This is a genomic window from Acinetobacter sp. ANC 4973 (assembly GCF_002135275.1).
Taxonomy (GTDB): domain Bacteria; phylum Pseudomonadota; class Gammaproteobacteria; order Pseudomonadales; family Moraxellaceae; genus Acinetobacter; species Acinetobacter kyonggiensis.
In genome coordinates this window covers 110,063-136,076 of the sequence record NZ_NEGM01000004.1, presented here as the reverse complement: position 1 = coordinate 136,076, position 26,014 = coordinate 110,063, and the positions used below count along the sequence as shown (strand labels likewise).

The 26,014-nt window shown below is 39.7% G+C and carries 25 protein-coding genes; 18 read left to right on the top strand and 7 right to left on the bottom strand.

From position 1 onward, the window contains the following. Positions 1–85 precede the first annotated feature (85 nt). From B9T30_RS06665 to rplS, 11 genes are all read left to right on the top strand, one after another. Positions 86–616: a GspH/FimT family pseudopilin gene (locus tag B9T30_RS06665; protein WP_086184299.1), complete on the top strand. Its 531-nt coding sequence runs from the start codon at positions 86–88 to the stop codon at positions 614–616. Next, positions 616–1,158: a type IV pilus modification protein PilV gene (gene pilV, locus B9T30_RS06660; RefSeq protein ID WP_086184298.1), complete on the top strand. Its 543-nt coding sequence runs from the start codon at positions 616–618 to the stop codon at positions 1,156–1,158. The genes B9T30_RS06665 and pilV overlap by 1 nt, the downstream gene beginning before the upstream one ends. Positions 1,159–1,160: 2 nt before the next feature. After that, positions 1,161–2,153, top strand: a complete 993-nt coding sequence (locus B9T30_RS06655) for a PilW family protein (RefSeq protein ID WP_086184297.1) — start codon at positions 1,161–1,163, stop codon at positions 2,151–2,153. Next, positions 2,150–2,971 carry a hypothetical protein gene (locus B9T30_RS06650; RefSeq protein ID WP_086184296.1) on the top strand — a complete coding sequence of 274 codons (822 nt, stop codon included), beginning with the start codon at positions 2,150–2,152 and terminating at the stop codon, positions 2,969–2,971. The genes B9T30_RS06655 and B9T30_RS06650 overlap by 4 nt, the downstream gene beginning before the upstream one ends. 17 nt (positions 2,972–2,988) lie before the next feature. Beyond that, positions 2,989–6,825 carry a PilC/PilY family type IV pilus protein gene (locus B9T30_RS06645; protein WP_086184295.1) on the top strand — a complete coding sequence of 1,279 codons (3,837 nt, stop codon included), beginning with the start codon at positions 2,989–2,991 and terminating at the stop codon, positions 6,823–6,825. Next, the gene (locus tag B9T30_RS06640) at positions 6,813–7,376 is read left to right on the top strand and encodes a type IV pilin protein (protein WP_086184294.1); all 564 of its coding nucleotides are present in this window, start codon (positions 6,813–6,815) and stop codon (positions 7,374–7,376) included. The genes B9T30_RS06645 and B9T30_RS06640 overlap by 13 nt, the downstream gene beginning before the upstream one ends. A gap of 1 nt (position 7,377) precedes the next feature. Further along, a complete protein-coding gene (locus B9T30_RS06635) occupies positions 7,378–7,827 on the top strand; it encodes a type IV pilin protein (RefSeq protein ID WP_086184293.1) in 450 nt (149 codons plus the stop codon). Positions 7,828–7,972: 145 nt separating this feature from the next. Beyond that, positions 7,973–8,230 carry a 30S ribosomal protein S16 gene (gene rpsP / locus B9T30_RS06630; RefSeq protein ID WP_004650567.1) on the top strand — a complete coding sequence of 86 codons (258 nt, stop codon included), beginning with the start codon at positions 7,973–7,975 and terminating at the stop codon, positions 8,228–8,230. Positions 8,231–8,256: 26 nt separating this feature from the next. Beyond that, entirely contained in the window at positions 8,257–8,805 is a 549-nt protein-coding gene (rimM, locus tag B9T30_RS06625) for a ribosome maturation factor RimM (protein WP_086184292.1), read from the top strand. Between the two features lie 42 nt (positions 8,806–8,847). After that, on the top strand, positions 8,848–9,588 hold the full coding sequence (gene trmD / locus B9T30_RS06620; RefSeq protein ID WP_086184291.1) for a tRNA (guanosine(37)-N1)-methyltransferase TrmD: 741 nt from the start codon (positions 8,848–8,850) through the stop codon (positions 9,586–9,588). A 144-nt stretch (positions 9,589–9,732) separates the two neighbouring features. Then, positions 9,733–10,107, top strand: coding sequence for a 50S ribosomal protein L19 (gene rplS, locus B9T30_RS06615; protein ID WP_086184290.1), 375 nt, complete (start codon positions 9,733–9,735; stop codon positions 10,105–10,107). A 70-nt stretch (positions 10,108–10,177) separates the two neighbouring features. Here rplS and B9T30_RS06610 read toward each other — a convergent pair whose 3' ends face one another. The 3 genes from B9T30_RS06610 to B9T30_RS06600 form a co-directional block, all read right to left on the bottom strand. Then, positions 10,178–11,149, bottom strand: a complete 972-nt coding sequence (locus tag B9T30_RS06610; RefSeq protein ID WP_086184289.1) for an esterase/lipase family protein — start codon at positions 11,147–11,149, stop codon at positions 10,178–10,180. Between the two features lie 179 nt (positions 11,150–11,328). Beyond that, the gene (locus B9T30_RS06605; protein ID WP_086184288.1) at positions 11,329–12,315 is read right to left on the bottom strand and encodes an esterase/lipase family protein; all 987 of its coding nucleotides are present in this window, start codon (positions 12,313–12,315) and stop codon (positions 11,329–11,331) included. A gap of 176 nt (positions 12,316–12,491) precedes the next feature. Then, the gene (locus tag B9T30_RS06600; RefSeq protein WP_086184287.1) at positions 12,492–13,520 is read right to left on the bottom strand and encodes a lipase secretion chaperone; all 1,029 of its coding nucleotides are present in this window, start codon (positions 13,518–13,520) and stop codon (positions 12,492–12,494) included. 148 nt (positions 13,521–13,668) lie between these two features. Between B9T30_RS06600 and truB the strand changes: the two genes are divergently transcribed. Next, positions 13,669–14,574 carry a tRNA pseudouridine(55) synthase TruB gene (gene truB / locus B9T30_RS06595; RefSeq protein ID WP_086184286.1) on the top strand — a complete coding sequence of 302 codons (906 nt, stop codon included), beginning with the start codon at positions 13,669–13,671 and terminating at the stop codon, positions 14,572–14,574. Positions 14,575–14,613: 39 nt separating this feature from the next. Beyond that, positions 14,614–15,384 carry a sulfite exporter TauE/SafE family protein gene (locus tag B9T30_RS06590; RefSeq protein ID WP_086184285.1) on the top strand — a complete coding sequence of 257 codons (771 nt, stop codon included), beginning with the start codon at positions 14,614–14,616 and terminating at the stop codon, positions 15,382–15,384. Positions 15,385–15,500: 116 nt separating this feature from the next. Here the strand turns inward: B9T30_RS06590 and B9T30_RS06585 are convergent, their stop codons facing one another. Continuing rightward, positions 15,501–16,388, bottom strand: coding sequence for an EamA family transporter (locus B9T30_RS06585; protein ID WP_086184284.1), 888 nt, complete (start codon positions 16,386–16,388; stop codon positions 15,501–15,503). 314 nt (positions 16,389–16,702) lie between these two features. Here B9T30_RS06585 and B9T30_RS06580 point away from each other — a divergent pair, with 314 nt between their 5' ends. Continuing rightward, positions 16,703–18,373, top strand: a complete 1,671-nt coding sequence (locus tag B9T30_RS06580) for an FAM171 family protein (RefSeq protein WP_227518945.1) — start codon at positions 16,703–16,705, stop codon at positions 18,371–18,373. Between the two features lie 31 nt (positions 18,374–18,404). Here B9T30_RS06580 and B9T30_RS06575 read toward each other — a convergent pair whose 3' ends face one another. Both B9T30_RS06575 and serA read right to left on the bottom strand, forming a co-directional pair. Then, positions 18,405–19,295, bottom strand: coding sequence for an EamA family transporter (locus B9T30_RS06575; RefSeq protein ID WP_086184282.1), 891 nt, complete (start codon positions 19,293–19,295; stop codon positions 18,405–18,407). 252 nt (positions 19,296–19,547) lie between these two features. Continuing rightward, positions 19,548–20,780 carry a phosphoglycerate dehydrogenase gene (serA, locus tag B9T30_RS06570; protein ID WP_086164685.1) on the bottom strand — a complete coding sequence of 411 codons (1,233 nt, stop codon included), beginning with the start codon at positions 20,778–20,780 and terminating at the stop codon, positions 19,548–19,550. Positions 20,781–21,134: 354 nt separating this feature from the next. Between serA and B9T30_RS06565 the strand changes: the two genes are divergently transcribed. The 4 genes from B9T30_RS06565 (at position 21,135) to B9T30_RS06550 (ending at position 25,620) form a co-directional block, all read left to right on the top strand. Further along, on the top strand, positions 21,135–22,544 hold the full coding sequence (locus tag B9T30_RS06565) for an FAD-binding oxidoreductase (RefSeq protein WP_086184281.1): 1,410 nt from the start codon (positions 21,135–21,137) through the stop codon (positions 22,542–22,544). 96 nt (positions 22,545–22,640) lie between these two features. After that, positions 22,641–23,018, top strand: a complete 378-nt coding sequence (locus B9T30_RS06560; protein WP_086184397.1) for a hypothetical protein — start codon at positions 22,641–22,643, stop codon at positions 23,016–23,018. Positions 23,019–23,112: 94 nt separating this feature from the next. After that, positions 23,113–23,961: a hypothetical protein gene (locus tag B9T30_RS06555; RefSeq protein ID WP_086184280.1), complete on the top strand. Its 849-nt coding sequence runs from the start codon at positions 23,113–23,115 to the stop codon at positions 23,959–23,961. A 429-nt stretch (positions 23,962–24,390) separates the two neighbouring features. Next, complete coding sequence (locus tag B9T30_RS06550) at positions 24,391–25,620, top strand: MFS transporter (RefSeq protein ID WP_086184279.1); 1,230 nt, start codon at positions 24,391–24,393, stop codon at positions 25,618–25,620. 75 nt (positions 25,621–25,695) lie between these two features. Here B9T30_RS06550 and B9T30_RS06545 read toward each other — a convergent pair whose 3' ends face one another. Continuing rightward, positions 25,696–25,992, bottom strand: coding sequence for a DUF3817 domain-containing protein (locus B9T30_RS06545; protein WP_086164919.1), 297 nt, complete (start codon positions 25,990–25,992; stop codon positions 25,696–25,698). Positions 25,993–26,014: the final 22 nt, after the last annotated feature.

Sequence of the window (26,014 nt, the reverse complement as noted above, 5' to 3'; positions counted from 1 at the left end):
ATGCCTTTTATCCTTTATGTGTTTAGTTTGTAATTAAGTTAGGTATTATTTTTAATAGGGTAAAATTTTGTTATCTGGGGGGAGTATGCAGCAAACAAAAAAAAATCAAGGGTTCACCTTAATTGAGTTGATGGTGACCGTTGCAATAATGGCGATTATTGCAATGATGGCTGCACCTTCTTTTGGGGATATGGTAACGAGACAAAAATTAAATAGTAATGCGCGTGGTTTGATAATTGCATTAAACCAAGCTAAATCACAAGCAGCGCTATTGCGTACAACAGTGGCTGTTTGCCCTAGTAGAACAAATTCAGACGATGATTTTACAAAAGATGAGTGTGCAACTGCTTTCATTGTTGAATATACAGCTCCAAATCCATCTCTGACTCCTAGTGAAATACAAATACTAAAGCAAAATATACTTGCTGATAGGGTTTATTCAGTTGAAATAGACCCTAAAGTGACTGTGCAATCGACTAGCACTACAGGAGCGCTTTTTAATGCGACTGGAAGTGTCAGTACACAGGCAACATTTAATATTTGTGCTGCGGGAAATTTGCGTACTATCAGTGTGCTGAGATTAGGAAGTATTAGCCAAAGTTCGGGAACATGCTAATGAATAAAAATAATTACCAAGCTGGGGTAGGACTCATGGAAGTTCTCGTTGCCTTATTACTCTTAGCAATAGGTGTGTTAGGTTATGCTGCTTTGCAGCTAAGAGCAATGGATGCCTCAGCAGAGGCTTTGACTAAATCACAAGGTATCTTAATTTTAAGAGGGCTATCTGAAAATATGCGGGCTAATGGTGCAGGACAAGCTAATTATGCAGCGGCAGTCCGTGGATACACATCAATTGCCGCCACCCCAACTGCACCAACACCATCTTGTTATAACCCATCCACACTTTGTACTGCTGCACAAATGGCTAATTACGATGCATATAGTGCTGCAAAGTCTGCTTTTGAAATTGGGATGCGAATTACGATGGCGGAATGCCCAGGTGTATCGAGTGCTCCAGTGAGAAGACAATGCTTATATGCAGCATGGAATAATACAACTCTAAGTGCAACCGCAACAACTGCGAATGTTAGTCAGTGTATGTCTTCTACAGGAATCTATGTGAATACCGCACGTTGTTTAATGATGGAGGCATATTAAAAATGAATCAGAATAATGTTTCTATCTCAAATCAACAAGGTTTCACGTTGATTGAATTGATGGTCGCTTTAGTTTTAGGTTTGTTGGTCAGTGCAGCCGCGATTCAGTTATTTACGGGAGGATTACTTTCTTCTCGTATGCAGGAAGCAAGTGCGGAACTACAGAATAGTGGTATTTTTGGTTTGGACTATATTACTAAAGATGTTCGATTAGCCAATTATGCTAATACTACGAATCCTGTACTGAATGAACAAACATCATGGGGTGGTATCGTTTTAACAGCAAAAACAGCATCAATTACAACAGCAAATATTCCAATTCCAGCTTCAGCACCTTTTATTTCAAATGGATTGTTAAGTCATAGTCAGGGCACAGGAGATGCTTTAAGCACTGTGACAAATGAATGGCGCGGACTTTCAAATGTGAATGCAACAAGTGATCAGTTAACCATTCAGTTCATTGCGCCAAATACAATGATAAATTGTGAAGGTGCCAATGTTCAAGCAGGAGATTATGTCATTCAACGTTATTTCGTACGACGTGATCCCGCAAATGCGACTTCAGGAACAGACTTTGGTTTAGCTTGTGATGCTAATCGACCTACTGCATCGGGCACAACACCAGTTCTTCCACCAACAGCAATTAGTGGATTTGGAGATGCTGGGGAGATTATTATTCCACGTGTAGATCATTTTATTGTGCAATTGAGTGTAAGAAATGATGCGGGTAGTTTGGCGTATTATACGATTAATCAATATCGAGCCATTGCCGCAACGGCTCGTGCAGCATCTACAACCCCACCACGTATTATTGCAGTGAAATTAGGGGTGTTGGTGCGGTCTATGGATAATACAAACAATGCTGCAATTGATTTAACTAAGCAAATTCCAGTTTTAAATCAAAATGTTACTTTAAATAATACAACAACAAAGTTTGCTCGTCGTGTATACACGACGAATATCACCCTGCGTAATGGTTTGGGGGAAGCATTATGAGAAACAGTAATTTAAGTTATCAATCACAGCGTGGAGCAACTTTAATCGTTGTATTGTTCATGCTTCTACTTATCACAATTATGGGTATTGTTGGGATTCGTGTTGCGATGACGTCTTTGAATATTGCAACTAATAGTCAGGTAGGGCAGCTGTTATTACAAACAGGCGATACTCCAACCAATCAGTTTTTGAACGTATCGAACTATAACGACCTCATTGTTTTAAGTGGGGCGATAGGGAAAGCGATTGAAGAACATAAAGTCGCTCCAGGGAAAGAAGTTATTTTCTGTTATAAACCAACATCAAGTCAAAAAATAGGTGTTGCATTTGATACTACTGTCTTGGTTGCACCGAGCAAGGGTGCGAATGCTAAAGCAACTATTGATTCTACCCAGTCAAATCGTAGTGGTTTTTGTAACTTAGAAAGTGATTTTGGAAGTGCACGACAAGCTGTTGTGACTCAAGTAGCAGTTCGTATTCCTACTGATGCAATCTCTGATGCAGCTCCAGGTTCAACACTTGCTCGGGATACTGATGTGAGTTTGCAGTCAAATACGTCAAAAGGGAAAGTGGAAGCTCGTGTTCGTATTACCTTAACTGCAATTATGCCTGCATATTCAACAGAAAGCTTAACCACTGTACAGAATGACTGTATTGGTTCAGCAAGTACAGTGGGTTATATCAATGATAATATTGATGATGCTGTTACAGGGAATGGAACAGTTGCAGACTGTTTAAGACGTTACGGTATACCTGTGAATACACAAGTACAGGAAATCGATTTACGTAAACGTGATATTCAAGTCACAGCACCATGATTAATGGGAGAACGATAATGAAATTAAATAAGTTTGAGCGAAGAAGTCGCACCCAAATTCATACTGGTTTTGTATTTTCTGTATTTTTTACTGGTACGCTACTCATTACATCATCTGTTGTACAAGCGGCAGATTTACAGATTTATGCTAAGCCAAGTGCGGGCAAAAAAACTATTGTAATGATGTTGGATACTTCTGGTTCGATGGGGGATTCAGACACTGGCCAAACAGGATCTCGTTTAACTCGTTTAAAAACTGGAATGAATACCTTTTTAGCCAGTAATAATCCTGTACTGACTGATGTACGAGTGGGTTTAGGTAATTATTCAACTGGAGGTGATGGGCAAACGGGGAATATTTTAGTTCCAGCAGCACCTTTGGGGGATGTTAGTACCTTAAACACAGTAGGTTCTCAACGTTATAAACTTAAGCAAGCTGTACAGAATCTTACTGCTAGTGGTTATACTCCTACTGCTCATGCATATGCTGAAGCTGCTGCCTATTTAATGGGGACTACAACATATTCTGAAGAGAATTATACTATTCGTAGAAATAGTTTTGTGAAGCGTGTTCGACGATCAACTGGAGCTACAGACTATAGTTATTGTAATGAGTTTAGAGATCAAGATATTAGTTTAACAAATTTATATCAGGAGTGTAGGCGAGGAAATTATTGGAGTAATAATGGTTCTTGGACTTCTATGTCTGCTAGTGTGCCAAGCGGTTTTTCATCCGGAATATTGTATGATTCAGAAAATTATAACGGCTATGACTATTATTACTACCATACCAATTATATTTATAAAGTAGTTGATCCAAATAGTGGTTTTAATTATTCAGTGTCAACTTCCAAGAATGGAACTAATTATACTTCACCGTTACCAGCAACGTCTGATCGTGTCTCTTGTGATGGGCAGGGGGTTTATGTTTTATCAGATGGTGCTGCCAACAATACTTCAACCAGTGAATCTACTAAAATTATGTCCACTGCTTTAGGTGGCACCTATGGGACAAGTTTCAGTTGCTCTGGAGGGTTGACAGGTGGTGGAAGTGATTCAGCTTGGGATTGTATGGGGGAGTTTGCGAAGAAACTCTTTGATGCAACTAAAAACCCTACAGGTGTATCTATTCAAACAGCCTTTGTTGGTTTTGGTAATGAAATGAATAGCTTGACTCAAACTTATGTGCAGAATGCATGTAAGATGAGTTCTCGGACACAAGCGGATAGAGCTGGTGATGATGCTTGTTCGCCAAATCAAGGAACTAATTCTGTTTCTTCTCCAGGTTATGGTAATGGTGGATTCTTTACCACACAAAGCTCTACTGGGGTTACAGATAGTGTTATTGCTTTTATTAATAACTTAGGTGCTGCACCACTAGAGCCATTAACAACAGGTGCAATTTCAGTTCCAGTGGATAGTTTAAATCCAAATGGTTTACAACCTTATGGGTATTTACGTGCCCTAGAGCCAAACCCACAAAGTAATAAGGTCATTTGGGCTGGGAACCTTAAAAAGTATAAAGTAGTACTAACGGGTACAAATGCAGGTGCATTTGCTGCAGCTAATGGCACAACTTTGGTTTATGATAACGATGGTGGCTTCCAAACAAATACTAAAGATCTTTGGCATAGTGCGAGTGTTTATCAGAATCAAAATTATAACGACGGCGGTATAGTAACCTTAGGTGGAGCTTATTCAAAAATACCAATGCCTATTTTAGGGCAATCTGAAAATTTAACAATAAAACCTAAGCAATATGCCCATACAGCAAATGCCAATAGGTTACGTCGCTTATTTACAGATGTATCTGCAACGGGCGGCGCTGCTTTAACGAATGCAGCAAATGGTGCAAGTTTATTGAACATTCCGAGTGGTACTTTACCAGCTTCGAATATTACGACATATATTTTATCTCAGTTTAATACTCAAACTACACTAAAAGACTTCCCGCTATTAGTTAAACAAAAACTATTGAACTATTTGGGATACAGTGTTCCATTAGATGAAACGGCAACAGTATTACCTACTACATTAACAACACCTAATTCTCCGCATTTGGCAATGGGGGGGAGTGTTCACTCTTTCCCTGTTCAATTGACTTACTCAGGTACATTAGATACTGCTGGTGAATTAACAAGTACCCGTAGTCAATCGGTTCTGTATGGAACAATGGATGGTGGTCTACATTTGGTAGATGGTGAAACAGGTGTGGAGCAAATGGTATTTGTTCCAGCGGAATTGTTGCGTAATACGCTTTCTTCCAAAGCTTTAGTGAAAGGACAAGATGATAATAATGCGCCTGTACATGGCGTAGATGGTGCATGGGTTGCAGACTCTGCATATACAGCGCAAAAAGCAGCGTCATCTTCAGAAACAAGTATGGTGAAAGCCCGTCTGATGAATATCTATGGTGGGTTACGTATGGGGGGGAGTAGTTATTATGGTTTGGATGTTTTAACGCCAACAAGTCCTAAATTATTATTTAGAGTAGGACCTGATTTATCTGATTATAATCGTATGGGGCAGTCTTGGTCGAAACCTGTGTTGGCTAATATACGTTACAATGGCACTATTCGTCGCGTAATGATCGTTGGTGGTGGTTATGACCAATGCTATGAAAACCCAAGTTTCCGTTTAAACTCGACAGTTGCAATGACCGACTATCCAGATACAACATGTAATAGTAAATCTGCGGCTCAAGGAAATGCAGTTTATATAATTGATGCAACTACAGGTGAACGTATTTGGTGGGCAAGTAGCAGTGTATCGGGTGTTGGTACAGCAAATACAGATATGAAACATAGTGTTGTGAGTCGGATTAGTGCACTTGATCGTGATGCTGATGGTCTTATTGATCATCTCTATTTTGGCGATTTAGGTGGACAAGTTTTCCGTGCAGACTTGAATAATAATCAAATAAAATCAGGGTCTGCTTATAGTGATTTTGGTATACGTGTAGCCCGTCTTGCAAATATGGCAACAGATACAAGTGGTACGGCATTAACATCAGGAAAAAATCCTCGTTTCTATGAAGCACCAACAGTTACGATTCATGATCAAGGTTCAACGACTTTTATCTTACTTGGGTTGGCATCAGGAAACAGAAGTACGCCACTTGATGTATACCCAAGTATAGGGCGTGATGGCATGTTGCCAACCACAGCATTAACAGATCGTTTGGTCAATAATGTGTATGGTATTATTGATCGTGATTTTATTAAACGTAATTTAATTACGGGTTCTCCAACCCTAGAGTCGCAGAATAAGACCCTCGCGAATTTGCAAAAAAATCCACAGTTATTATCGGGTATTGTTGCATCTACCTTTATAGGTACAACAGCAAGTAAAGATGGGTGGTATCGTTCACTTTCAAGTAATGGTGCTGGGATAGAGCGTGCAGGTGGAAGTTTCCGGGTATTGGGTGGGATGAAAGCCTTTGAAGAACCAATGGCGATTACAGGAAATTTACTTGTTCCAGTATATGACCCGCAAGGTACGGGTATTGCACCACAAAACCCATGTTTACCGCGTGTGGTAGGTGAAACTGATCGTCAAAAATACTGTTTACCATTTGGTGCATGTTTGACTACGAGTGGGGCTGTCGATCGTAGTAAAGAAGATGATCGCACAGGTTTTGTAACAAAAACGACAGGTTGTCCGGCGGGTGTAGCTGAGTGTAATGATAATCCGATTGGTTCGGGTATTCGTGGTATCGCTTTAGTACCAACAGGGTCGGGCACAGGTGGATCAGATTGTGAATCAACCATTAGTACCAGTCAGGGGAGTGTGGGTAAATGGGAATGCCGTCGAATTGTCAATCCAACACGGTGGTATGAAAAATGGACGCAATAAATCAAAATAATTTTTCTGGTTTACAATCCATTGAAAGTAGATCAAGAGTAGAGCAACAAGGTTTTACCTTGATTGAGTTGATGATTGTTATTGTGATCGTGGCAATCTTTGCCACGATTGCGATACCGAGTTATTTGAATTACACACGTCGAGCAGATGCAGCTTTGGCACAACAGGAAATGCAAAAAATAGCAGAGCAATTAGAGCGTCATAAGTCGCGTAACTTTTCGTATCGAGGATTTGATCCCAATTTTATTTATGGGGTTACAGGTGCGATGAATTCTGTGACATTACCACGAGGTGCAACGGGTTCTGGCATCAAATATACGATCACTATTCGAGATGGTGATGATCCTACTAAGTTATTAACGGATACGACAGCTTCTCCAGCAATTAGAGCACGTCGTTGGACAATCATTGCTGAAACAAGTGATGTTAAAAATTATAATTATTTAATAACCAGTTCAGGCTTACGCTGTAAAAATAAAACAAGAGCCAATGTTACATATAGCGACTGTGGTGCAACGGCGACAGGGAGTGAAAGTTGGTAATATGAAAGGTTTTACACTAATAGAATTAATGATTGTGGTCGCAATCATTGGAATTATTGCTGCGATTGCTTATCCTTCATATGTGGGGTACAAGGTGCGAGTACAGCGTGCTGACGCACAAGCTGAAATGTTACAAATCGCACGTGGTCTGGCGAATTTTAAATTAGCTAACAATAATTATGCAGGCAGGACATTGTCAAACGTCTATGGAGCCACACAGACTCCAGATGGAATGTATAATTTAACTATTACCGATAGCAATAATATTGCATTGACAAATAGTTCAGCGAATACAAATGTATGGCTGCTCGTGGCAACTCCAAAAACAGGAACAATGCAAGTAGGTAATGGTTCGATTTGTCTAAACGATCAAGGTCAAAAGTTTTGGGCTGAAGGTCAAAATTGTACCTCGAATGATTTAAATAATACTTCCAACTGGGACGGACGTTAAATTATAAATTCAAACTGTGGATAAATAAATTTTGATCTTCCTTTCATGGAAAATATAACGTAAAATATTGCCCTCTATGAAAGGGGTTTGAAATGTTCCGGTGGTCGGTGCAGGGATAATCCGTAAAAATTATAAGGTTTTTATCATGGTTGTAATTCGTCTAGCACGCGGTGGTGCTAAAAAACGTCCGTTCTATCAAATTATTGTAACGGATAGCCGTAATGCACGTGACGGTCGTTTCATCGAACGTATCGGTTTCTTTAACCCTACAGCTCAAGGTCAAGCAGAAAAACTTCGTTTAGATGCTGATCGTTTTGCTCATTGGGTTTCTCAAGGCGCTCAACCGTCTGAACGTGTTGCTTCTTTAGCTGCTCAAGCTAAGAAAGCTGCAGCTGCTGCATAATTCTAAATTAAGTAGTAGGAAAGCCCATGACACCAACACAGAATGTTCCCGAAGATCGTATTCAGATTGGACAGTTACGTTCAGCATATGGATTAAATGGGTGGCTCTGGGTCTATTCCAATACAGAACCTATGAGCAACATCTTTGACTATCTTCCTTGGTACATTGAAACCAAAGCGGGTTGGCAAACAGTAGATGTAAAACGTTGGAAGCCGCATGGCAAAGGCTTGGTTGTTTCGCTAAAAGATGTGAGCGATCGCACTGCAGCGGATGGCTTGGTTGGCGTAAATGTTTGGATTTCAAAATCGCAACTTCCGAAAGCAGGAATGGATGAGTTTTACTGGACAGATTTGAAAGGCTTAACAGTGTTAGGTTTGGATGATACTGAACAAGAAGTGAACCTCGGTAAAATCTATGAAATGTTCGAGACCGGTGCCAATGATGTGATGGTGGTTCACGCAACACCAGACAGCATTGATGCTGAAGAGCGTATGATTCCATGGCATAAAGATGTGGTACAGCGAGTTGATCTAGAAGCTGGTCGTATCTACGTAAATTGGGGCGTAGATTATTAATCCTTTAAGGATGAACGCAGCAGGAAAATAGAGGAGTCTGCGATGTTTTTTGCAGTCATTACGCTTTTTCCTGAAATGTTTGAAGCGATTACAGATTTTGGTATTAGCGGGCGTGCAGCAAAACGTGAAATAGTACAAGTCACTTGTATTAATCCACGTGAATTTGCGACGGGCAACTATAAAAGAGTGGATGAACGTCCATTTGGTGGTGGTCCGGGTATGGTGATGATGGCAGAACCTCTGTCAAAAGCGATTCATCATGCTAAAGAGCTTGCTTTGCAAGCAGGATGTGTTCAGGTTCCTGTGGTCTATATGTCTCCACAAGGAAAAACCTTAAATGAAGCAGCGGTACAGCAATTTGTTGAATATGACGGATTAATTGTATTGTGTGGACGTTATGAGGGTGTCGATGAGCGTTTGATCCAGCAATATGTTGATCAGGAATGGTCAATTGGTGATTATGTTTTATCGGGTGGTGAACTGCCTGCGATGGTTTTATTGGACAGTATTATTCGGAGACTTCCGGGTGCAATGTCTGATGAACAGTCCGCGATACAAGACTCATTTGTGGATGGTCTTTTAGATTGCCCACAATACACCAAGCCAGATCATTTTGAAGGATTGGATGTGCCTGAAGTATTAAAATCAGGACATCATGCCAATATTGAAAAATGGCGGTTTTTGCAGCGTTATCAGCGTACACTTGAACGCCGCCCAGAGTTGGTGGAAAAAGTGGAACTGACAAAGCAGCAAAAAAAATGGCTTAAAGATTTAAATACTTAAATTTGATTTAAGTATTCTTTAATAGGCTCTTTATTGGTTGAGATGGTCAGCAATAAAGAGAAAGATAATTGGGTCTATGCGCTTTAGCCTCTATACCCCGCGATGATCAGACCTCTTCTGACTCGCACATATCGGAGATACCCCATGAGCGGTAAGCATCCTTTAGTTCAAGTTATTGAAAATGCACAGTTAAGAACAGATTTACCAGCTTTTGCACCTGGTGACACTGTAATCGTTTCTGTAAAAGTAAAAGAGGGTGATCGTGAGCGTCTTCAGGCTTTTGAAGGTGTTGTGATTGCTAAGAAAAACCGTGGCTTGAACTCTGCGTTCACAGTTCGCAAAATTTCTAGCGGTATTGGTGTTGAGCGTGTATTCCAGACTCATTCTCCAATCGTAGCTAAAGTTGAAGTGAAACGTCGTGGTGACGTTCGCCGTGCTAAACTTTATTACCTACGCGAATTGTCTGGTAAAGCTGCACGTATCCGCGAAAAATTACCAGCTCGTAAAGTTAAAGCTTAATTTTAAGTTTTATACGAGTCAAAAAATGCGCCTTATGGCGCATTTTTTATGTCTTAAATATAGATGAATTTTATAAACCTTGCAGTTTTAAACGGTTGGCATGTTGTCGGTAGACGTCTACTGGATCGGGTGCGAATAGAGCACGTAATCCTAACACTTGATTAACCTCGTCTAAGTGGTTCCAGTTATAGTTATCGCGAATAGTTTTACCAAATTTGGCACTACAACGTGAAACCAGACCATCATTATCTTTACCCTGATCAATCAGTAAACTGGTCACCTTTAATGCCGAATCTGGATCAAGTAAATTGGTGACGGTGCCGACTCCAGCAAATGAGTAAAAGTACATTCCATTTTTCTGAGCAGCACCTTCGCTACATGCAGTCGTTGGCATGCCTAATGGAAATTGAGTATTAAATTTGGCAGAGCCCGCAAGAGTCAAACTGTTACCGCCAGCCAAAGCATCATGTGGGAAGCTATTTGGGTCTAAACCTTGTGCCCAAGTAATGGCCTTAGAGACCAAATTCACCGCCCCGACTAAGGGTGCTTCAACTACAGTACCTTCTGCTTTTAAGATTAGATCAGCCACAGGAGAACCAGTATTGGGTGAACCGATAGCTGTTAATGAGGCTACTTTATTGGGAATGACCCCTGCAACATAACGGATGGTTGGACCACCATGGGAGTGTCCGACCAAATTGACTTTAGCTGCACCGCTAATGGCCAAAATTTCTTCAACCTGTTGAACCAATTGTTCACCACGAACTTCAGATGAGTTAAAAGGTGAAACACGTGTTGCCCAAACATTCCCGCCATTACGTGCTAAATCTGGCAAAATTTGATACCAATAATCAAGTCCAAACTGATCTGTACCCACAGTAATAAAGCCCCCCATACCATGATTAAAGACAATCGGATATTTGGTTTTGGCATAATTTGAGATTGGTGATTTGGCTTCAACTTGCTGAGCTTGAGTGGAAGCATGTGTGGTAGAAAATGTTGCAGCCATCATGGCACAGGCAAACAATGGTCCATATTTCATAGTAGGTTCTCTATTTTTATTTTATAACTGATTTTTATGACAATATGTATTGTCAATGCTAAGTATAAAGTCTAAGACATTAAAAATAAGCAGAAGGCGATAGAAGGGTTTTATAAATGTTACTAATTAATTCGAGAGTAGGTTCCCATATGTGTAAATCACACTTATGGGAATTGGTCTTATAAGCCTTGTAATTTTAAACGATTGGCATGTTGACGATACAGTGCAACTGGATCAGGTGCAAAAAGGCCTTTTAGACCAAATAGCATATTTGCAAGATCAGTATGGTTTAAATTGTAGTTGTCACGAATGACCTGACCTATATGAGTACTACAGCGTGCCACCATACCATCATTGTCTTTGTTGCCATAAGACAGCGGACCTAACTGCATTAGGATGGTATCAATATCGAGTAGGTTGGTTGTTTGTGCTGTGCCACCCCACGAGTAGTAATAAATACCATTCATAACTTTATCTCCACTTTTGTTACAGTCAGTAGCTAAAGCTGTTGTTGGAAAGCGTTTATTGAAGTCTGCAGAACCTGCCTCAGACAATGAGGCCATTGATGCATCAAAGTTGTAAGGCATCTCTGGGTTTCCTTCCGCCCAAGAGATTAACGGTGCAACAATATAGTCACCTAGAATATTAAAGAATGTGCGACTGCCTTGATTGCCTTGGATGTCATCTGCAACTTTTGAACCACGGAAAGTACCGCCTACACCCGTTACAGATGCTACATATTGAGGTTTTACTGCGGCAACATAACGGACTGTAGGACCACCGTGTGAGTGACCAATGAGATTGACTTTATCTTTGCCAGTTAGTGCGCGTATTTCTTCAACCTGTGCAATTAGTTGTTCACCACGGAACTCTGTTGTGTGGGCAGGGGAAAGTTGTGCAGCAAAGACGTTCGCACCATTACGTGCCATATCTGGCAGAATTTGATACCAATAGTCAATATTAAAACTATCATTTCCAATACGTGACCAACCTAACCAACCATGAGTCATCACAATGGGGTATTTGGTCTTGGCATAGTCAGATTTTACTGTTTCTTTAACTTGTAAAATACCTTCTGCAGCTTGAGTTTCAGCAGTCAGTCCCATAGAAAGGGTTGCCATCACGGCAAAGGTCACTGCTTTGGTTTTTGTCGTTAAAATTTTCATAACCGATCCTTTGTTAAATTTTTTTAATATTTTTTTGTATAGCGAAAGAAAAAATAAGCCTCCTGTATTGATCCATTGTGTTTTTGAGCTTTTTAAAGTCTTTGTCTCATTCTCTTATTTTTTGTTATTCATCATTTTATTTTCATCCTGAAAATATCGCTTTAATACATTCGTTCTTATTCAGAAAAAGGTAGTTTTCCACCTTGATCATGGATGGACTCAAAGGTACTCACCCGAAGTTGTTCTTCTGATTTGTTAAAATGCTGTTGACGTAATTGTTGTACTGCTTTTTGTTTAGCATCATCACTCATGCCGCTTTTCATTACGTTATCGCGCTCATTCAGATAACCATTGACTTTATTTTTCCAGTCACTGCGTTCGGTATCTAAAGTTTCTAAACGCTGTGTGACTTCAGGTCCGACCAAATTGGTTCGCATTTGATGAATTTCTTCAGCAGAACCGCCACGTGCTTTAATATCTGTAGTGAGCTTTCTTAAATCTTCCAGTTTATTAAGTTGTTGTAAGTTTTCTTTCCAGTCTTCAGGTAGTTGATTGAATAGGTTTTTTAATTTTTCTGCCTTTTGTGCTTCAGTTAAATTTTTGTCATCCAGAACGGTCATGCGATTTAAAGTGTATTCATGGTAAGTATCTTCCGTACCAAATAAACCTTCAATTTCGTAGTTAGAAAACAGCTGTTTGCGTAAATTTTTCATATCGGCAAATATGCTTTGATAATATTTGGCATCATCTTTATCAATATTGGGCGTTTGTAGATGACCGAGTTTTTCACGGTAATCCATATAGCGATTCCATAAATCTAAAATTTGCGCTCGGGCAGGCTCTTGATAGCTTTGCTCAATATAAGTCTTAAAGTCCGTTTTAATTTGCTTGAGGTCTTTTTCACCATATTGAGTAATAAAGTATTCAAAACAGTTACGCGTTTGTTCATTCACAATTAAACGATTGGTTTGATCTAAGCGTAACTGACAGTTAATTTCAGTGTCTTGCTGGCTTTTACCCATAAAAGCCTTAGCCTGAACTGATTTCATGGAATTGTTTGCTGTTAAAAAATTATCTTGTATAGCAATGCTTTGTGCTGAACTTGTTGGGTCTGCACTGGATTGAGATGGTGCTAACCAAAATAATACTGCACCGATACACAATACAATAAGAGCCAAAATGACCCAGAGCTTATATTTCTGCATGTCCTATGCAACCTTTTATTGCTGTTTTTATTAAGTCTAAAATAGAACTCAATTTGCCATTAAATGTGCAAATACATGGTAGAAAAGTTGTAAATCCTGATAAGCGGTTGTTAACATGTCATTCGTTTGAACTTGCTTGATTTTCGCTATGAAAAAGACTTCGCCTAAAATTCAACGCCGACATCTGAGCGGTGTTTTTTTACTTAATAAGCCTTTGGGTATTAGTTCTAATGCTGCATTGCAGCGAGTTCGTTGGTTATATCGCGCTGAAAAGGGTGGGCATACTGGTGCTTTAGATCCTTTAGCTTCAGGTTTGTTACCGATTTGTCTGGGTGAGGCGACTAAATTTTCACATTATTTATTGGATTCAACCAAGCGCTACCAAACCACCATTCATTTAGGTCATAGCACCACCACGGGTGATGTTGAGGGGAGTGTCTTGTTCGAGCAAGCCGTTCCTGAGTTGACTCAAGCAAAAGTTGAACAGGTTTTGGCCACTTTTGTGGGAGATATTCAGCAAGTTCCACCGATGTATTCTGCCTTAAAAAAAGAAGGCCGTCCGTTGTATGAACTGGCGCGTAAGGGGATTGAAATTGAACGTGAAGCACGTCCTATTACCATTGAGGCACTTGAGTTATTGTCTTTTACTGAAAATAGTCTGACCTTAGATGTGACTTGTTCGAAGGGGACGTATATTCGTGTATTGGGTGAAGATATTGCCAAAGCCTTAAACACTTTTGGGCATTTAACTTATTTGCACCGAATTAAAACAGGGCAATTTGATTTAATCCCAAGCTATACCATTGAATATTTAGAAAGCTTAACTGAATTTGAACGTGATGCTTTGTTGTTGCCTGTTTTTGCGCCAGTCGATCATTTTATCCAAGTACAAGTTCCTGAAGGTCGTGCCGAATATTTTAGTCGCGGTATGGAAAGTAATATTGAGCATGCAGCAGAAAATGAGGTTTTGGTTTTTGATGGCGAGAAATGTTTAGGTCTGGCGGAAATTACCGATAAAAAGCGTTTAGTCCCGAAACGTGTTTTAAATCTCTAATTATTTTTTAATCATTTTTTAGCAAAGCGATAAAATCATATGGACATCGAGATTATCATCAGCCTGATTTTTTTCGCATTCTGTGCAGGTGCAATAGATGCGGCGGTAGGTGGTGGCGGTTTAATTCAAATTCCTGCACTTATGGGGGCATTGCCAAACTATGCAACGGCAACGGTTTTTGGCACCAATAAACTGGCTTCTATTTGTGGCACAGCTTCAGCGGCATTTTCCTATTTACGTCAAGTTAAGCTGCAATGGAAGTTATTGGCTGTAATTGCTGTCACCGCATTTATCAGTTCCTTTGGCGGAGCAGCCTGTGTTTCGATGATTCCACAGGCGGTTTTAAAACCTTTTGTGTTGTTTATGCTGATCGTGATTGCCATTTATACTTTTATGAAGAAGCAATTTGGTCAAGTCCATTTTCAGCAAAGTGTCACCACTAAAACATTAGTTTTGGCGGCTGTGGGCGGTTTAGTCATTGGTTTCTATGACGGTATTTTTGGCCCAGGTACGGGTAGCTTCTTTATTTTTTATTTTATTCGTTATTTAAAAGTCGATTTTTTACATGCCTCGGCATTGTCTAAAATCGGCAATTTTATGACCAATTTTGCCGCTCTAAGTTTCTTTATTCCAACGGGTCATGTGCTGTTTAGTTTAGGTCTGATCATGGCTGTAGCCAATGTTGCAGGTTCAGTGATTGGGGTGAAAATGGCATTAAAATACGGTAGTGGCTTTATTCGTATTTTATTTTTAATTTTGGTTTCAGTGTTGATTCTGCGTTTAAGCTATCAAATGCTTTTCACAAGTTAATCATAAAATGCACAGAAACAACAGTGTCATTGAATCTTGCTGCTTAAAAATGAGTCCTATATAGGGCTCATTTTGATATGCGGGGTCGATGCAATAAAGATGGCTGTGAACCAGCTTTATTTGGCTTTTTCATGGTTAGGCAAATCAGTTTTTTGACCTGATCGAAAGGTTACACCTACCGATGCGATCATAATACATAGCAAAGCAACACTTTGTAGCAGGGTAATTTGTTCTTTTAATAACAACCAACCTGCCAAAGCACCCAATGCAGGCGATAAACTGGAAAGAGTACCATAGCTTAGTTTAGTTAAGCGTTTTAGTGCCATCAGATCCAGTGCATAAGGAATCGCTGTGGCCAAGAGGGCAATCATTAAAGCCTGTGGCCAATATTGAAATTGCACCAATGCTGTTGGGTTATGTACGAGACTTATTGGGAGCATCAGCATCGCGGATAAAACAATGGCGATGCTGAGTGCATGCATACCAATATTCTGTCGTACCACACGTTGGCCAAAATAAATATAGATGGCCCAACAGACACCTGCACCTAATGCAAAAGCAGCCCCTAAATAAGAGAAATTATGTTGATTGGCATCTTGCCAAGGAACCATTAGTGCCACACCTAAAATGGCTAAGCCAACCCAGATATAATCACTTTTTCGCTTAATGGAGAGTAAGGCCAAAGTCAGCGGGCCTAAGAATTCCAGACCGACAGCAATGCCTTGCGGTAATTTGCCCAAAGAAGCATAGAACAGCACGTTCATCAAACAGACTGAACCACTATAAAATAACAAGTCCTTCCATTTTAGATAGGGTAAGCGTTTGATGATTTTCCAAGAACGGAACATCACTACAATCAAAATAGAAGCAAAACAAAGGCGAAGGGTCACCACGGTGAGTGGGTCGAGGACTTCAATCAGTTGTTTGGCAAATGAGGCACTGATCTGATACGCCACCATGGATAAGACCATGTATAACACAGCAGTAAGTTGGGTATTGGACATATGCTCCGCGCGACAACCAGTCAAGGTAGATCAGTTTGAGAAAGTGTTCATATTATAGCAATGATAGAAAAAAGCTGGGGTCACATCTTCTGATGAAAATGATCACTATTAAATGAATGTTACTCTGAATTTGTTATTCAAAATCAAAAATATAATAATAGCGAGTATTTTTTGTTGTACTTAACTTTGGAATAATAATGATTACATCATCCATAAAATTAAAAAACATTGCCTTCGCCTGTCTTTTGGGAATGTCATTAGTAGGGTGTGGTTCTGATAGTGACTCGGAAACAAAACCTGCAAATGAAGAGGCGATGCTGCAAAAAAATGTATCGGCTTTAGTTCTTTCATCCACTGGTAATGCGCTTGCCGCTGCTGAAATTGTGATTGCAGGTCAAACGTTTAAGGCAGATGATTTGGGTAAAGCTGCTTTTACGGTACAAATTCCAAAATCAGCAACGCATGTTGTGGTGGTTTTTAAAAAAGAGGGTTTTATCAGTCAGTCTTTACGGATTGACGTTGGACAACTTGGACAGCTTTCAGCCAATTTACTGCATGTTAAACAGACTATTTCGATTGCCAAGATTGAAGAAGCGCAGGTCATTCAGTCGGTATATCAAAATGCACAGATTACGATTCCTGAAAATGCCTTTGTATTGCCAAATGGTCAGCCCGCTACAGGTGCGGTCACGGTTACATTTACACCTTGGAATATTGCAGGATCGGATTTAAATGCGATGCCAGCCAATGGTGTCGCACAAGGTGCACAGGGCAATATTGTCAATTTAATCAGTGCTGGAATGATCACTGCCACATTTACCAATGCAACAGGTCAAAAATTACAATTGGCTGCGGGTAAAACAGCGGATATCCAAATGGATTTACCGCTAGAGAGTATTAATAATCAGACGTTGCTGGTTGGATCAAGTATTCCAATGTGGCATTTTGATGAAGCCAAAGGACTTTGGGCAGAAGAGGGTGTAGGGCAGGTGGTAAAAGCGGTGACATCTGCAACAGGTCTGGCTGTACATGCGACGGTTTCACATTTTTCTACATGGAATTGGGATTTTAAATTTGTAAATGCAGGTTCGGTCTTTGTCCAGTGTAAGTCAGCTTCAGTTGCGGTTCCTTGTCATATTACTGCAAAAGTGAAATTGAAAGATGGCTCTGGTCTGACCAAGGTCAATTCTATTTCAGCAGAAGGCATCAGCATTATTAATATGCCATCTGAAGGTTCCATTGAGTGGACTGCAAAAGATATAACAGGGACTTTAATTGGTGAAAAGACCTCTGCAACATCAGGCAATGTCATTATTGACTTAGGTGCTCCGACCACCAAGAATTTTGTCAAATGTGAGTTGGCAAATGGTACTGCTGTAGCTTGTTCAGGCAAGCTGAACGGAGGTATTGATTTTTCGCTTCCTAAAGAAGGCGGCAATGTTCTGACAGGGCTTCAAAATGTAACTCAGCTGAATTGGGAAGCAACGTCTGCACCTTATGAAACGGTATCCTCTGTGTATCAATATAAAGGTAATCAAGTTTCAGGGCTAACAGGTGACGTTAAAATCATTCTTTCAACCTCTGAAAAGTTATTTGATAAAACCGTTTATGAGCTTCTGTGTAAATCACCAGACCCTGTGTTTTTCTGTCAGGTTCGATTGGACGGATCTTTTTATTCTGAGGTTAAAAACCTGAGTGGTAGTTTCTTAAAGAGTTTTACCATTCCATTGGATAAAAAGGTCAAAGTGTACTTGCCAATACCACCCGCAGAATCCGTTGATAGTGTGTGGATTAATGCAGAAGCATATATCTATCGCAATGGACTTGAAAATCGTAAAAGAGTTGAGGTTGGCATGAATTCAACCCTGATTCAGTTTGACTTTAATGCGACTGACTGGTGTGAACCTTGGAAAGGAGATACTGATTATCCTGAACCTTCAGAGCAAAATATGAATAAATACTGTTGGTATGAGATGCCTCAGTAAGGCTGATAAAACCACACTTCGGTGTGGTTTTTTATTGCTTTAACTTGGCTTCTATTTTTTGCTTGGCTTGATGCGTGGTATAGGTACAACCCACGGAGGCGGCAATGATGACCATCAGTGCTAGCCACTGTGTCCAGAGTAATTGTTCATGTAAAACGATAAAACCTGAAAGTGCTGCAATGGCAGGCTCTAAACTGGTCAATGTACCAAAAATAAAAGGGCTTAAACGTCGCAGCGCTATCATCTCCAAAGAAAATGGCAATGCGCTCGCCAGTATGGCCAAGGCAATAAAATAGATGAAATTTGAAGGTTCAAAAACGCTGCTTGGAATCCCTGAATAGAGTGCAACGGGCATTAAGCACAGCATGCCAATGAACATGCCTAAGCACACAGTATGATTACCTGAAATGCCTGAAGGTTTCTGCCCAAAGATAATATACATCGCCCAACATGCACCAGCAGCTAAGGCAAAGGCAATGCCAATAGGATCTAACGCTTGAGCCGTTTGATCGAATGGAAAGAGTAAAATTAAGCCTAAAATGGCCAGTCCAACCCAAATGAAATCGTATCTTTGCCGCGCATAATAAAGCGCCACGCCGAGTGGGCCAATAAACTCAAAAGAGACCGCAATGCCGAGGGGGAGACGCTCAATAGACAAATAGAACATGGCATTCATACCTGCCAAAGCAATGCCATAGCTGCTAATGGCACGCCAGTTCACATGTCTAAAATTGATGTGCCAAATTTTAAAAATCATGGCCAGAATGAGTGAACCTAATAACAGGCGCATGACTGAAACAGTCAGTATAGGAAACTGACCGAACAGAATTTTGGCCAGCGAGCCACTACTTTGCATACTGATCATGGCGATAAACAATAAAATTAAAGCTTGAGCTTGTGGCGTATTTTTAAAATTCGGCATTCATTTCTATAACTAAATTTGTTTCGATTATTCGAATAGCGGGAGATGAGCAATCAGCAGTAAAATGACTGAAAATTTATATATATAAGCATTTAGAACACATCTTTGTATTTGGATGATTGTCTGTCGATTTTCTATAGCAGAACTGCACATCGTGTCATTACGGAACGTATCTTTTCTTAAATGCTGCTTTTAAATGTTCAAAATAAAAAACCACAGCACGAATGCTGTGGTTTTGCGTTCTAAATTAAATTAGAACAATACGCGAACGCGGATTGTACCTTCAACTTCGTTTAAGGTATCCAAAGCTTCTTTAGAAGCAGTTGCGTCAACGTCCATCACTAAGTAACCAACGTCACCTTTGGTCATTAACGATTGACCAGAGATGTTGATGCCGTGTTCAGCAAACAAGTTGTTGATTTTAGAAAGAACGCCAGGAATATTTTTGTGAATGTGCAGTAAACGGTGTTTACCTTCAGTCAATGGCAAAGCAATTTCTGGGAAGTTCACCGCAGATAAAGTCATCCCTTTATCTGAGTAAGCAACAAATTTCTCTGCCACTTCTAGACCAATGTTTGCTTGCGCTTCCATGGTTGAACCACCCACGTGAGGGGTTAAAATCACGTTGTCCAAGCCACGAAGTGGAGAAACAAATTCTTCACCGTTTGCTTTAGGCTCTTTCGGGAATACGTCAACTGCTGCACCCGCAATGTGACCCGATTTAATCGCATCCGCCAAATCTTCAATAAGCACACATGTACCACGTGCAGCATTAATGAAGATCGAACCTTCTTTCATTTGTGCAAATTGGTTTTTGCCAAAGAAGTTACGTGTAGATGGTACGTCTGGCACGTGTAAAGATACCACGTCAGCATTGGCAAGAAGTTCAGCCATAGAACCGACTTGACGTGCATTACCCATAGGCAATTTAGTCACTGCATCATAATAAATGACGTGCATACCCATGCTTTCAGCAAGCACTGAAAGTTGAGAACCGATTGAGCCGTAACCCACGATACCTAAAGTTTTGCCACGTGTTTCGAATGAACCAACTGCCGATTTGTTCCAACCACCACGGTGCGTTGAAGCAGATTTAGCAGGAACACCACGAAGTAACAGAATTGCTTCAGCAAGTACCAGTTCAGCCACTGAACGTGTATTTGAATATGGTGCGTTAAAGACTGGAATACCACGAATCATCGCAGCATTCAGATTAACTTGGTTAGTCCCGATACAAAAACAGCCAACAGCGATAAGCTTGTTGGCTGCTTCAAATACTTCTTCAGTCAGCTGAGTACGTGAACGAATACCGATGAAGTGAGCATCTTTAACCGCTTCTTTCAACGCTTCACCCTCAAGCGCAGTTTTACGGGAATCGATGTTGGTGTATCCAGCAGCATTTAATGTATCGATTGCGTTTTGGTGAACGCCTTCTAACAACAAGAAACGAATTTTATCTTTAGGTAGAGAAAGATGTTGGCTCATTACGGCTCCGCTACAAAGGCCAAATTTAGTCGCGATATGATAACATACGAGAAGGGTCTATATACATTTCCTTTATGACGCAGCGGATAGGTATTTTTGCCATAGATACACTATGAAATGCAGATTTTGGTCTAACTAAAGCTGTAATTTCTAAGCTGTGATGATCAAAAAGCTTATTTTCGCAGGGTTTCGAAAGAAAATGTCTTATAATGCTGTGCAGTGAAAGCATCGCCGTGATGCTGTTGATTTTATCTTCACGCCCAGTCTTAAACAGTGTTTTTTTCTTCATCTTTTTTAAATGAATGCTGTATAGACCATCCACCACTTGTATATTTCTTGCTAGGTCTGCAAACGATGAATGCTCCAGTCGCTTTAACACCTGAGTTATTAACCCAATTGACAGCTATTGTCGGTGAAAACCGCATTAGAACTGATGCTGCTAGTCTAGATGCCTGGGGCAGAGACTACACCAAGCATTTTGATCCAAATCCATCTGTCATCGTTTTTCCATCCAGCACAGAACAAGTGCAAGCAATTGTTAAATTTGCTAATGAACAGAATATTGCCATTACCCCATCGGGTGGTCGTACCGGTTTATCTGCGGGTGCTGTTGCAGCCAATGGTGAAATTGTCGTGAGCTTCGACAAAATGAACCAGATTCTTGAGTTCTTCCCCGCAGACCGTATGGTACGTGTACAAGCAGGGGTGGTGACGGAACAATTGCAAAATTATGCTGAACAACAAGGTATGTATTATCCTGTTGATTTTGCATCTTCAGGTTCTTCTCAAATTGGCGGTAACATTGGCACCAATGCCGGCGGTATTAAAGTGATTAAATACGGCATGACGCGTAACTGGGTGTTGGGTTTAACCGTTGTGACCGGTAACGGTGATGTACTGCGCTTGAACAAAGGCATGATTAAAAATGCCACAGGTTATGCACTACAACATTTATTCATTGGTGGTGAAGGCACTTTAGGTTTAGTGACTGAAGCGGAAATTAAACTTGAACGTCAACCCCATGACTTACAAGTGATGGTATTGGGTGTGCCAGACTTTGATGCGATCATGCCTGTGTTACACGCATTCCAAAGCAAAATTGATTTAACCGCATTTGAATTCTTCGGTGAATTGGCAATGCAGAAAGTGTTGGATCATGGTCACGTACAACGTCCATTTGAAACCGCTTGTCCTTTTTATGTCTTACTTGAGTTTGAAGCGCCGTATGAACCGATTATGGATGCGGCAATGGAAATCTTTGAGCATTGCATGGAACAAGGCTGGGTGCTGGATGGTGTGATGAGCCAAAGCCTAGACCAAGTGCATAGCTTATGGCGTTTGCGTGAAGATATTTCGGAATCAATCGCGCCATTTACCCCATACAAAAATGACATTTCCGTGTTAATTACCCATGTACCTGCATTTATTAAAGAAATTGATGCAATTGTGGAAGCGAATTATCCTGATTTTGAGATTTGTTGGTTCGGTCATATTGGTGATGGTAACTTGCACTTAAATATCTTAAAACCTGCGGATTTAAGTAAAGATGATTTCTTTGCCAAATGTCAGGTAGTGAATAAATATGTGTTTGAAACCGTGAAAAAATATGATGGTTCAATTTCTGCGGAACATGGTGTGGGTATGACCAAAAAACCGTATTTGGAATATTCACGTACTGCGCAAGAAATTGAATACATGAAAGCATTGAAACAAGTATTCGACCCGAAAGGCATTATGAATCCGGGTAAGTTGTTTGATTTATAAGGTTGTTGCGCGGATAACTACATAAAGTTAATCGTGTGAAAAATAAAGGCATGGCATCATGGGTGCGATGCCTTTTTTGTTTTGGGGAATATAATGATGATCCGTTTATTTTCAATTTCTGCTTTGTGTTTAGCTGTACTTTCTGGTTGTGCAACCACTGAGAAATTAGCCAGTAAAGTCAGTTTTTCTGGCCCAGATACACCGATGCAGCAGGTATTAAAAGCACAACCTGATTTGGTCAAAAATCAAAATAGTCTTTCGATTCGTCAAGTATTTGACCGAGTAGAATCCCCAACAGCTGCACAAATTGCAGTGATTGAGTCCAATTTAATGGATGATTCTGTTTCTGCGATTCGTACCGATTATATTTTTAAGCGGGTGGAAGATGATTGGAAATTGCAGGAAAGAAAGACGAGTTATCAATGTGCCCGTGGGAAAAATAAAAGAAGTTTTCAAACAGCCGTTTGTCCATAATAAATATTTGATTTTGCTTGAAAGTTAGGCTGTTGTACCTCATAAAAAGCGTATCAGATTTGGTACGTTTTTTAGTTTTGGGGAAATAATAACAATGAGTTTAAATGAAATTATAGATAGAGATTTAAATAAGCTATCAACTTTTTTTCTTGATTCGTTAGATTACAAAGTTAATAAAAATAACAATAGTTTTCTACAGCTCATGAATTTAAAGCATTGGTTTATAGCTGATAAGTCAAGAAAAATAAGTTTTGCTAAGGATTTTAGATTACCACTGGAGTATGAAGATGGATTTAAAATTCTACTTAATAAATGTAAATCTGGTACTGGTGGAATATATCAGCATCAAAGTAGGAAGTTATTTAAAGGTAATACTATAGATTTGATGTTATGTGATTTTGGTATTCATCATTTGCATTTAGGTGTTAAGGAAGATTCTAATCATAAGCGGATGGTGCAAGGTACAGCAGATGTTGTATTTGTATATGTGAATGATGATGAGATTTTTTTTATTAAAGTGGCAGGACATGGAGAATGGCACTTAAAAAACAGTTTAGAAATTATTCATAGAGAACGTCCTGATTTAATTAAGCACAGAATAATAAGAGGCATTAAGGGGAATAGTTTTAAAGATGAAGAAATATTAGCTTTAAGAAGTAAGGGGTATGCTTATTTTATAAAGATTGGTACAGTCTGTTATATGCCTGAGCAGATTTGGGCCGGGAAAAATTTAGTGAAAGGTTTAGCATATTTTATTCAGCTAAAATTGAAAATTGAACAGATTATTGAAAGACAAATCAAGATAGTTTGTTCTGAGCAAAATTTATCTAATACTGATGAAGTTAATGTGAAAATAGTTGATTTTGATTTTAGTAAATTTGAAGATTTTCATTTTGAGTTGATAGTTAATAACAATATGACGAGTTATAAAGCACAGATATGAAAACCCTCGCTTTTATCAATACTAATATCATACAAACTGCCATTGGTGACTTACGCTAGTGCTCTCAGCATTTTTCTGATTACGAGTTGGGTAATACTATTCTATTATTATTACTGATTTATGCTTGGTGAAATTCATAGTAATTAATCTAACTAAATGATTTTAAGAGGCTCACAGATTTAGATGATAGTTTCTGTTAAACTATACCTACTCAACCAAGTCGGTGTACTTGGTTGAAACATAATAACCTCACAATTACTTATTTTTATCTACTCAGACACCTTGTGAAAACGGTGTTTTAAATCGCTTATTTTCAAGCGTATTTTTCCAACTCAATTTCTAAAAACTCAGTGCTTGTCATTGGGCTGACGCTTATCTCCCTAAAAATAGTGTTTAGCTCCACAAGCCTATAACGATATGTAGAAAACAATGCAAAAGGTTAAAACCACAACGTTAAGCCGTGCCACGCTTATGTTTCCATTGGCATTGGTCTTATTTGAATTTTCCGTCTATATCGGCAACGACTTAGTCCAACCCGCTATGCTTGCCATTACCAAAGAGTTTGGTGTGAGTAGCAGTTGGGCACCCTCGTCTATGTCATTTTATTTACTCGGTGGCGCATGTGTTGCATGGCTACTCGGCCCATTGTCTGACCGCATAGGACGAAAAAAAGTTTTACTGGCAGGCGTATTATTTTTTGTCCTGTGTTGCTTACTTATTTTGCTGACACAGAATATTGAAAGCTTTTTAGCATTGCGCTTTTTACAAGGTATTGGCTTAACCGTGATTTCCGCTGTCGGTTATGCTGCCATTCAAGAAACCTTTGAAGAACGTGATGCCATTAAAGTCATGGCACTTATGGCGAATATTTCCCTACTTGCGCCATTACTGGGGCCTGTGGTGGGTGCATTTCTAATTGATCATGTGTCATGGCATTGGGGCTTTATTGGTATTGCATTGTTGGCTTTTTTAAGTTGGTTTGGTTTAAAAGCCAAAATGCCAGAGAGCCAAGTGAGTATCCGAAAACAGCCGCTTAGCCATATTTTTTATGACTTTAAAAAAATCTATAAAAACAAGCGTTTTTTAGGCATGACTTTGGCACTGCCTATGGTCAGTATGCCGTTAATGTTATGGATTGCACTGTCGCCTGTGATGTTGGTGGAAGAATTGGGTTTTAGTAGCATGCAATATGGCTTGGCACAATTTCCAGTGCTAGGTGGCTTAATTCTGGGCAATATTGTGTTAATTAAAATTATCGACAAATTAGCTTTGGGTCAGTCCGTACTGATTGGTTTACCCATTATGTTATTGGGAAGCTTGGTTTTAGTTGCAGGGGTGATTTGGCAGGATTATCTGATCTGGTGCCTAATTGCAGGAATGACGTTACTGAGCTTTGGTGAAGGCATTAGTTTTTCGGTACTTTACCGTTTTGCTCTCATGTCTTCGGAAGTATCAAAAGGTACTGTGGCAGCAGCAGTGTCAATGCTGTTGATGTTTAGTTTCTTTTTTATTATTGAATTTGTGCGTGTGTTGTATGAACAATTTCATTTAATCGGTTATAGCATGTCATGTTTTATCTTGATTGCACTGTGGTTTACTTTCCCTCGGGCCATACTGAAACAAGTGCTACTAGAACGTAAACAGAGCGGCGTATTTTAAACGTATTGACTTGATCAGTTCCTCTCCTGCAAAAATGGAGGAGAGGACGAGTGAACTTAACGATAAGGAGTTTTTTTATTCACTGATCGGCTGTTCAAAGCGCTTTAATTTTCGATCAAAAACAAAAGGCCCAAACGGTAAAATAGAGGCAGCTAGACCCATTAAAAAAATCGTAATTGACCATTTTTGTTTTTCACAAACGGTAAATAAAACAATTAAAAACAGGATGAAAAGTACGCCGTGCCCCATGCCAACATATTTCACTAAAATTGGATTATCAAACATATATTTCATCGGCATAGCGATGAATAAAAGCAGAAGAAAGGAAAGACCTTCCAAAAAACCGACAACACGTAAAGTTTGGATATTCATGGTCATGCTTAAATCAATCAGA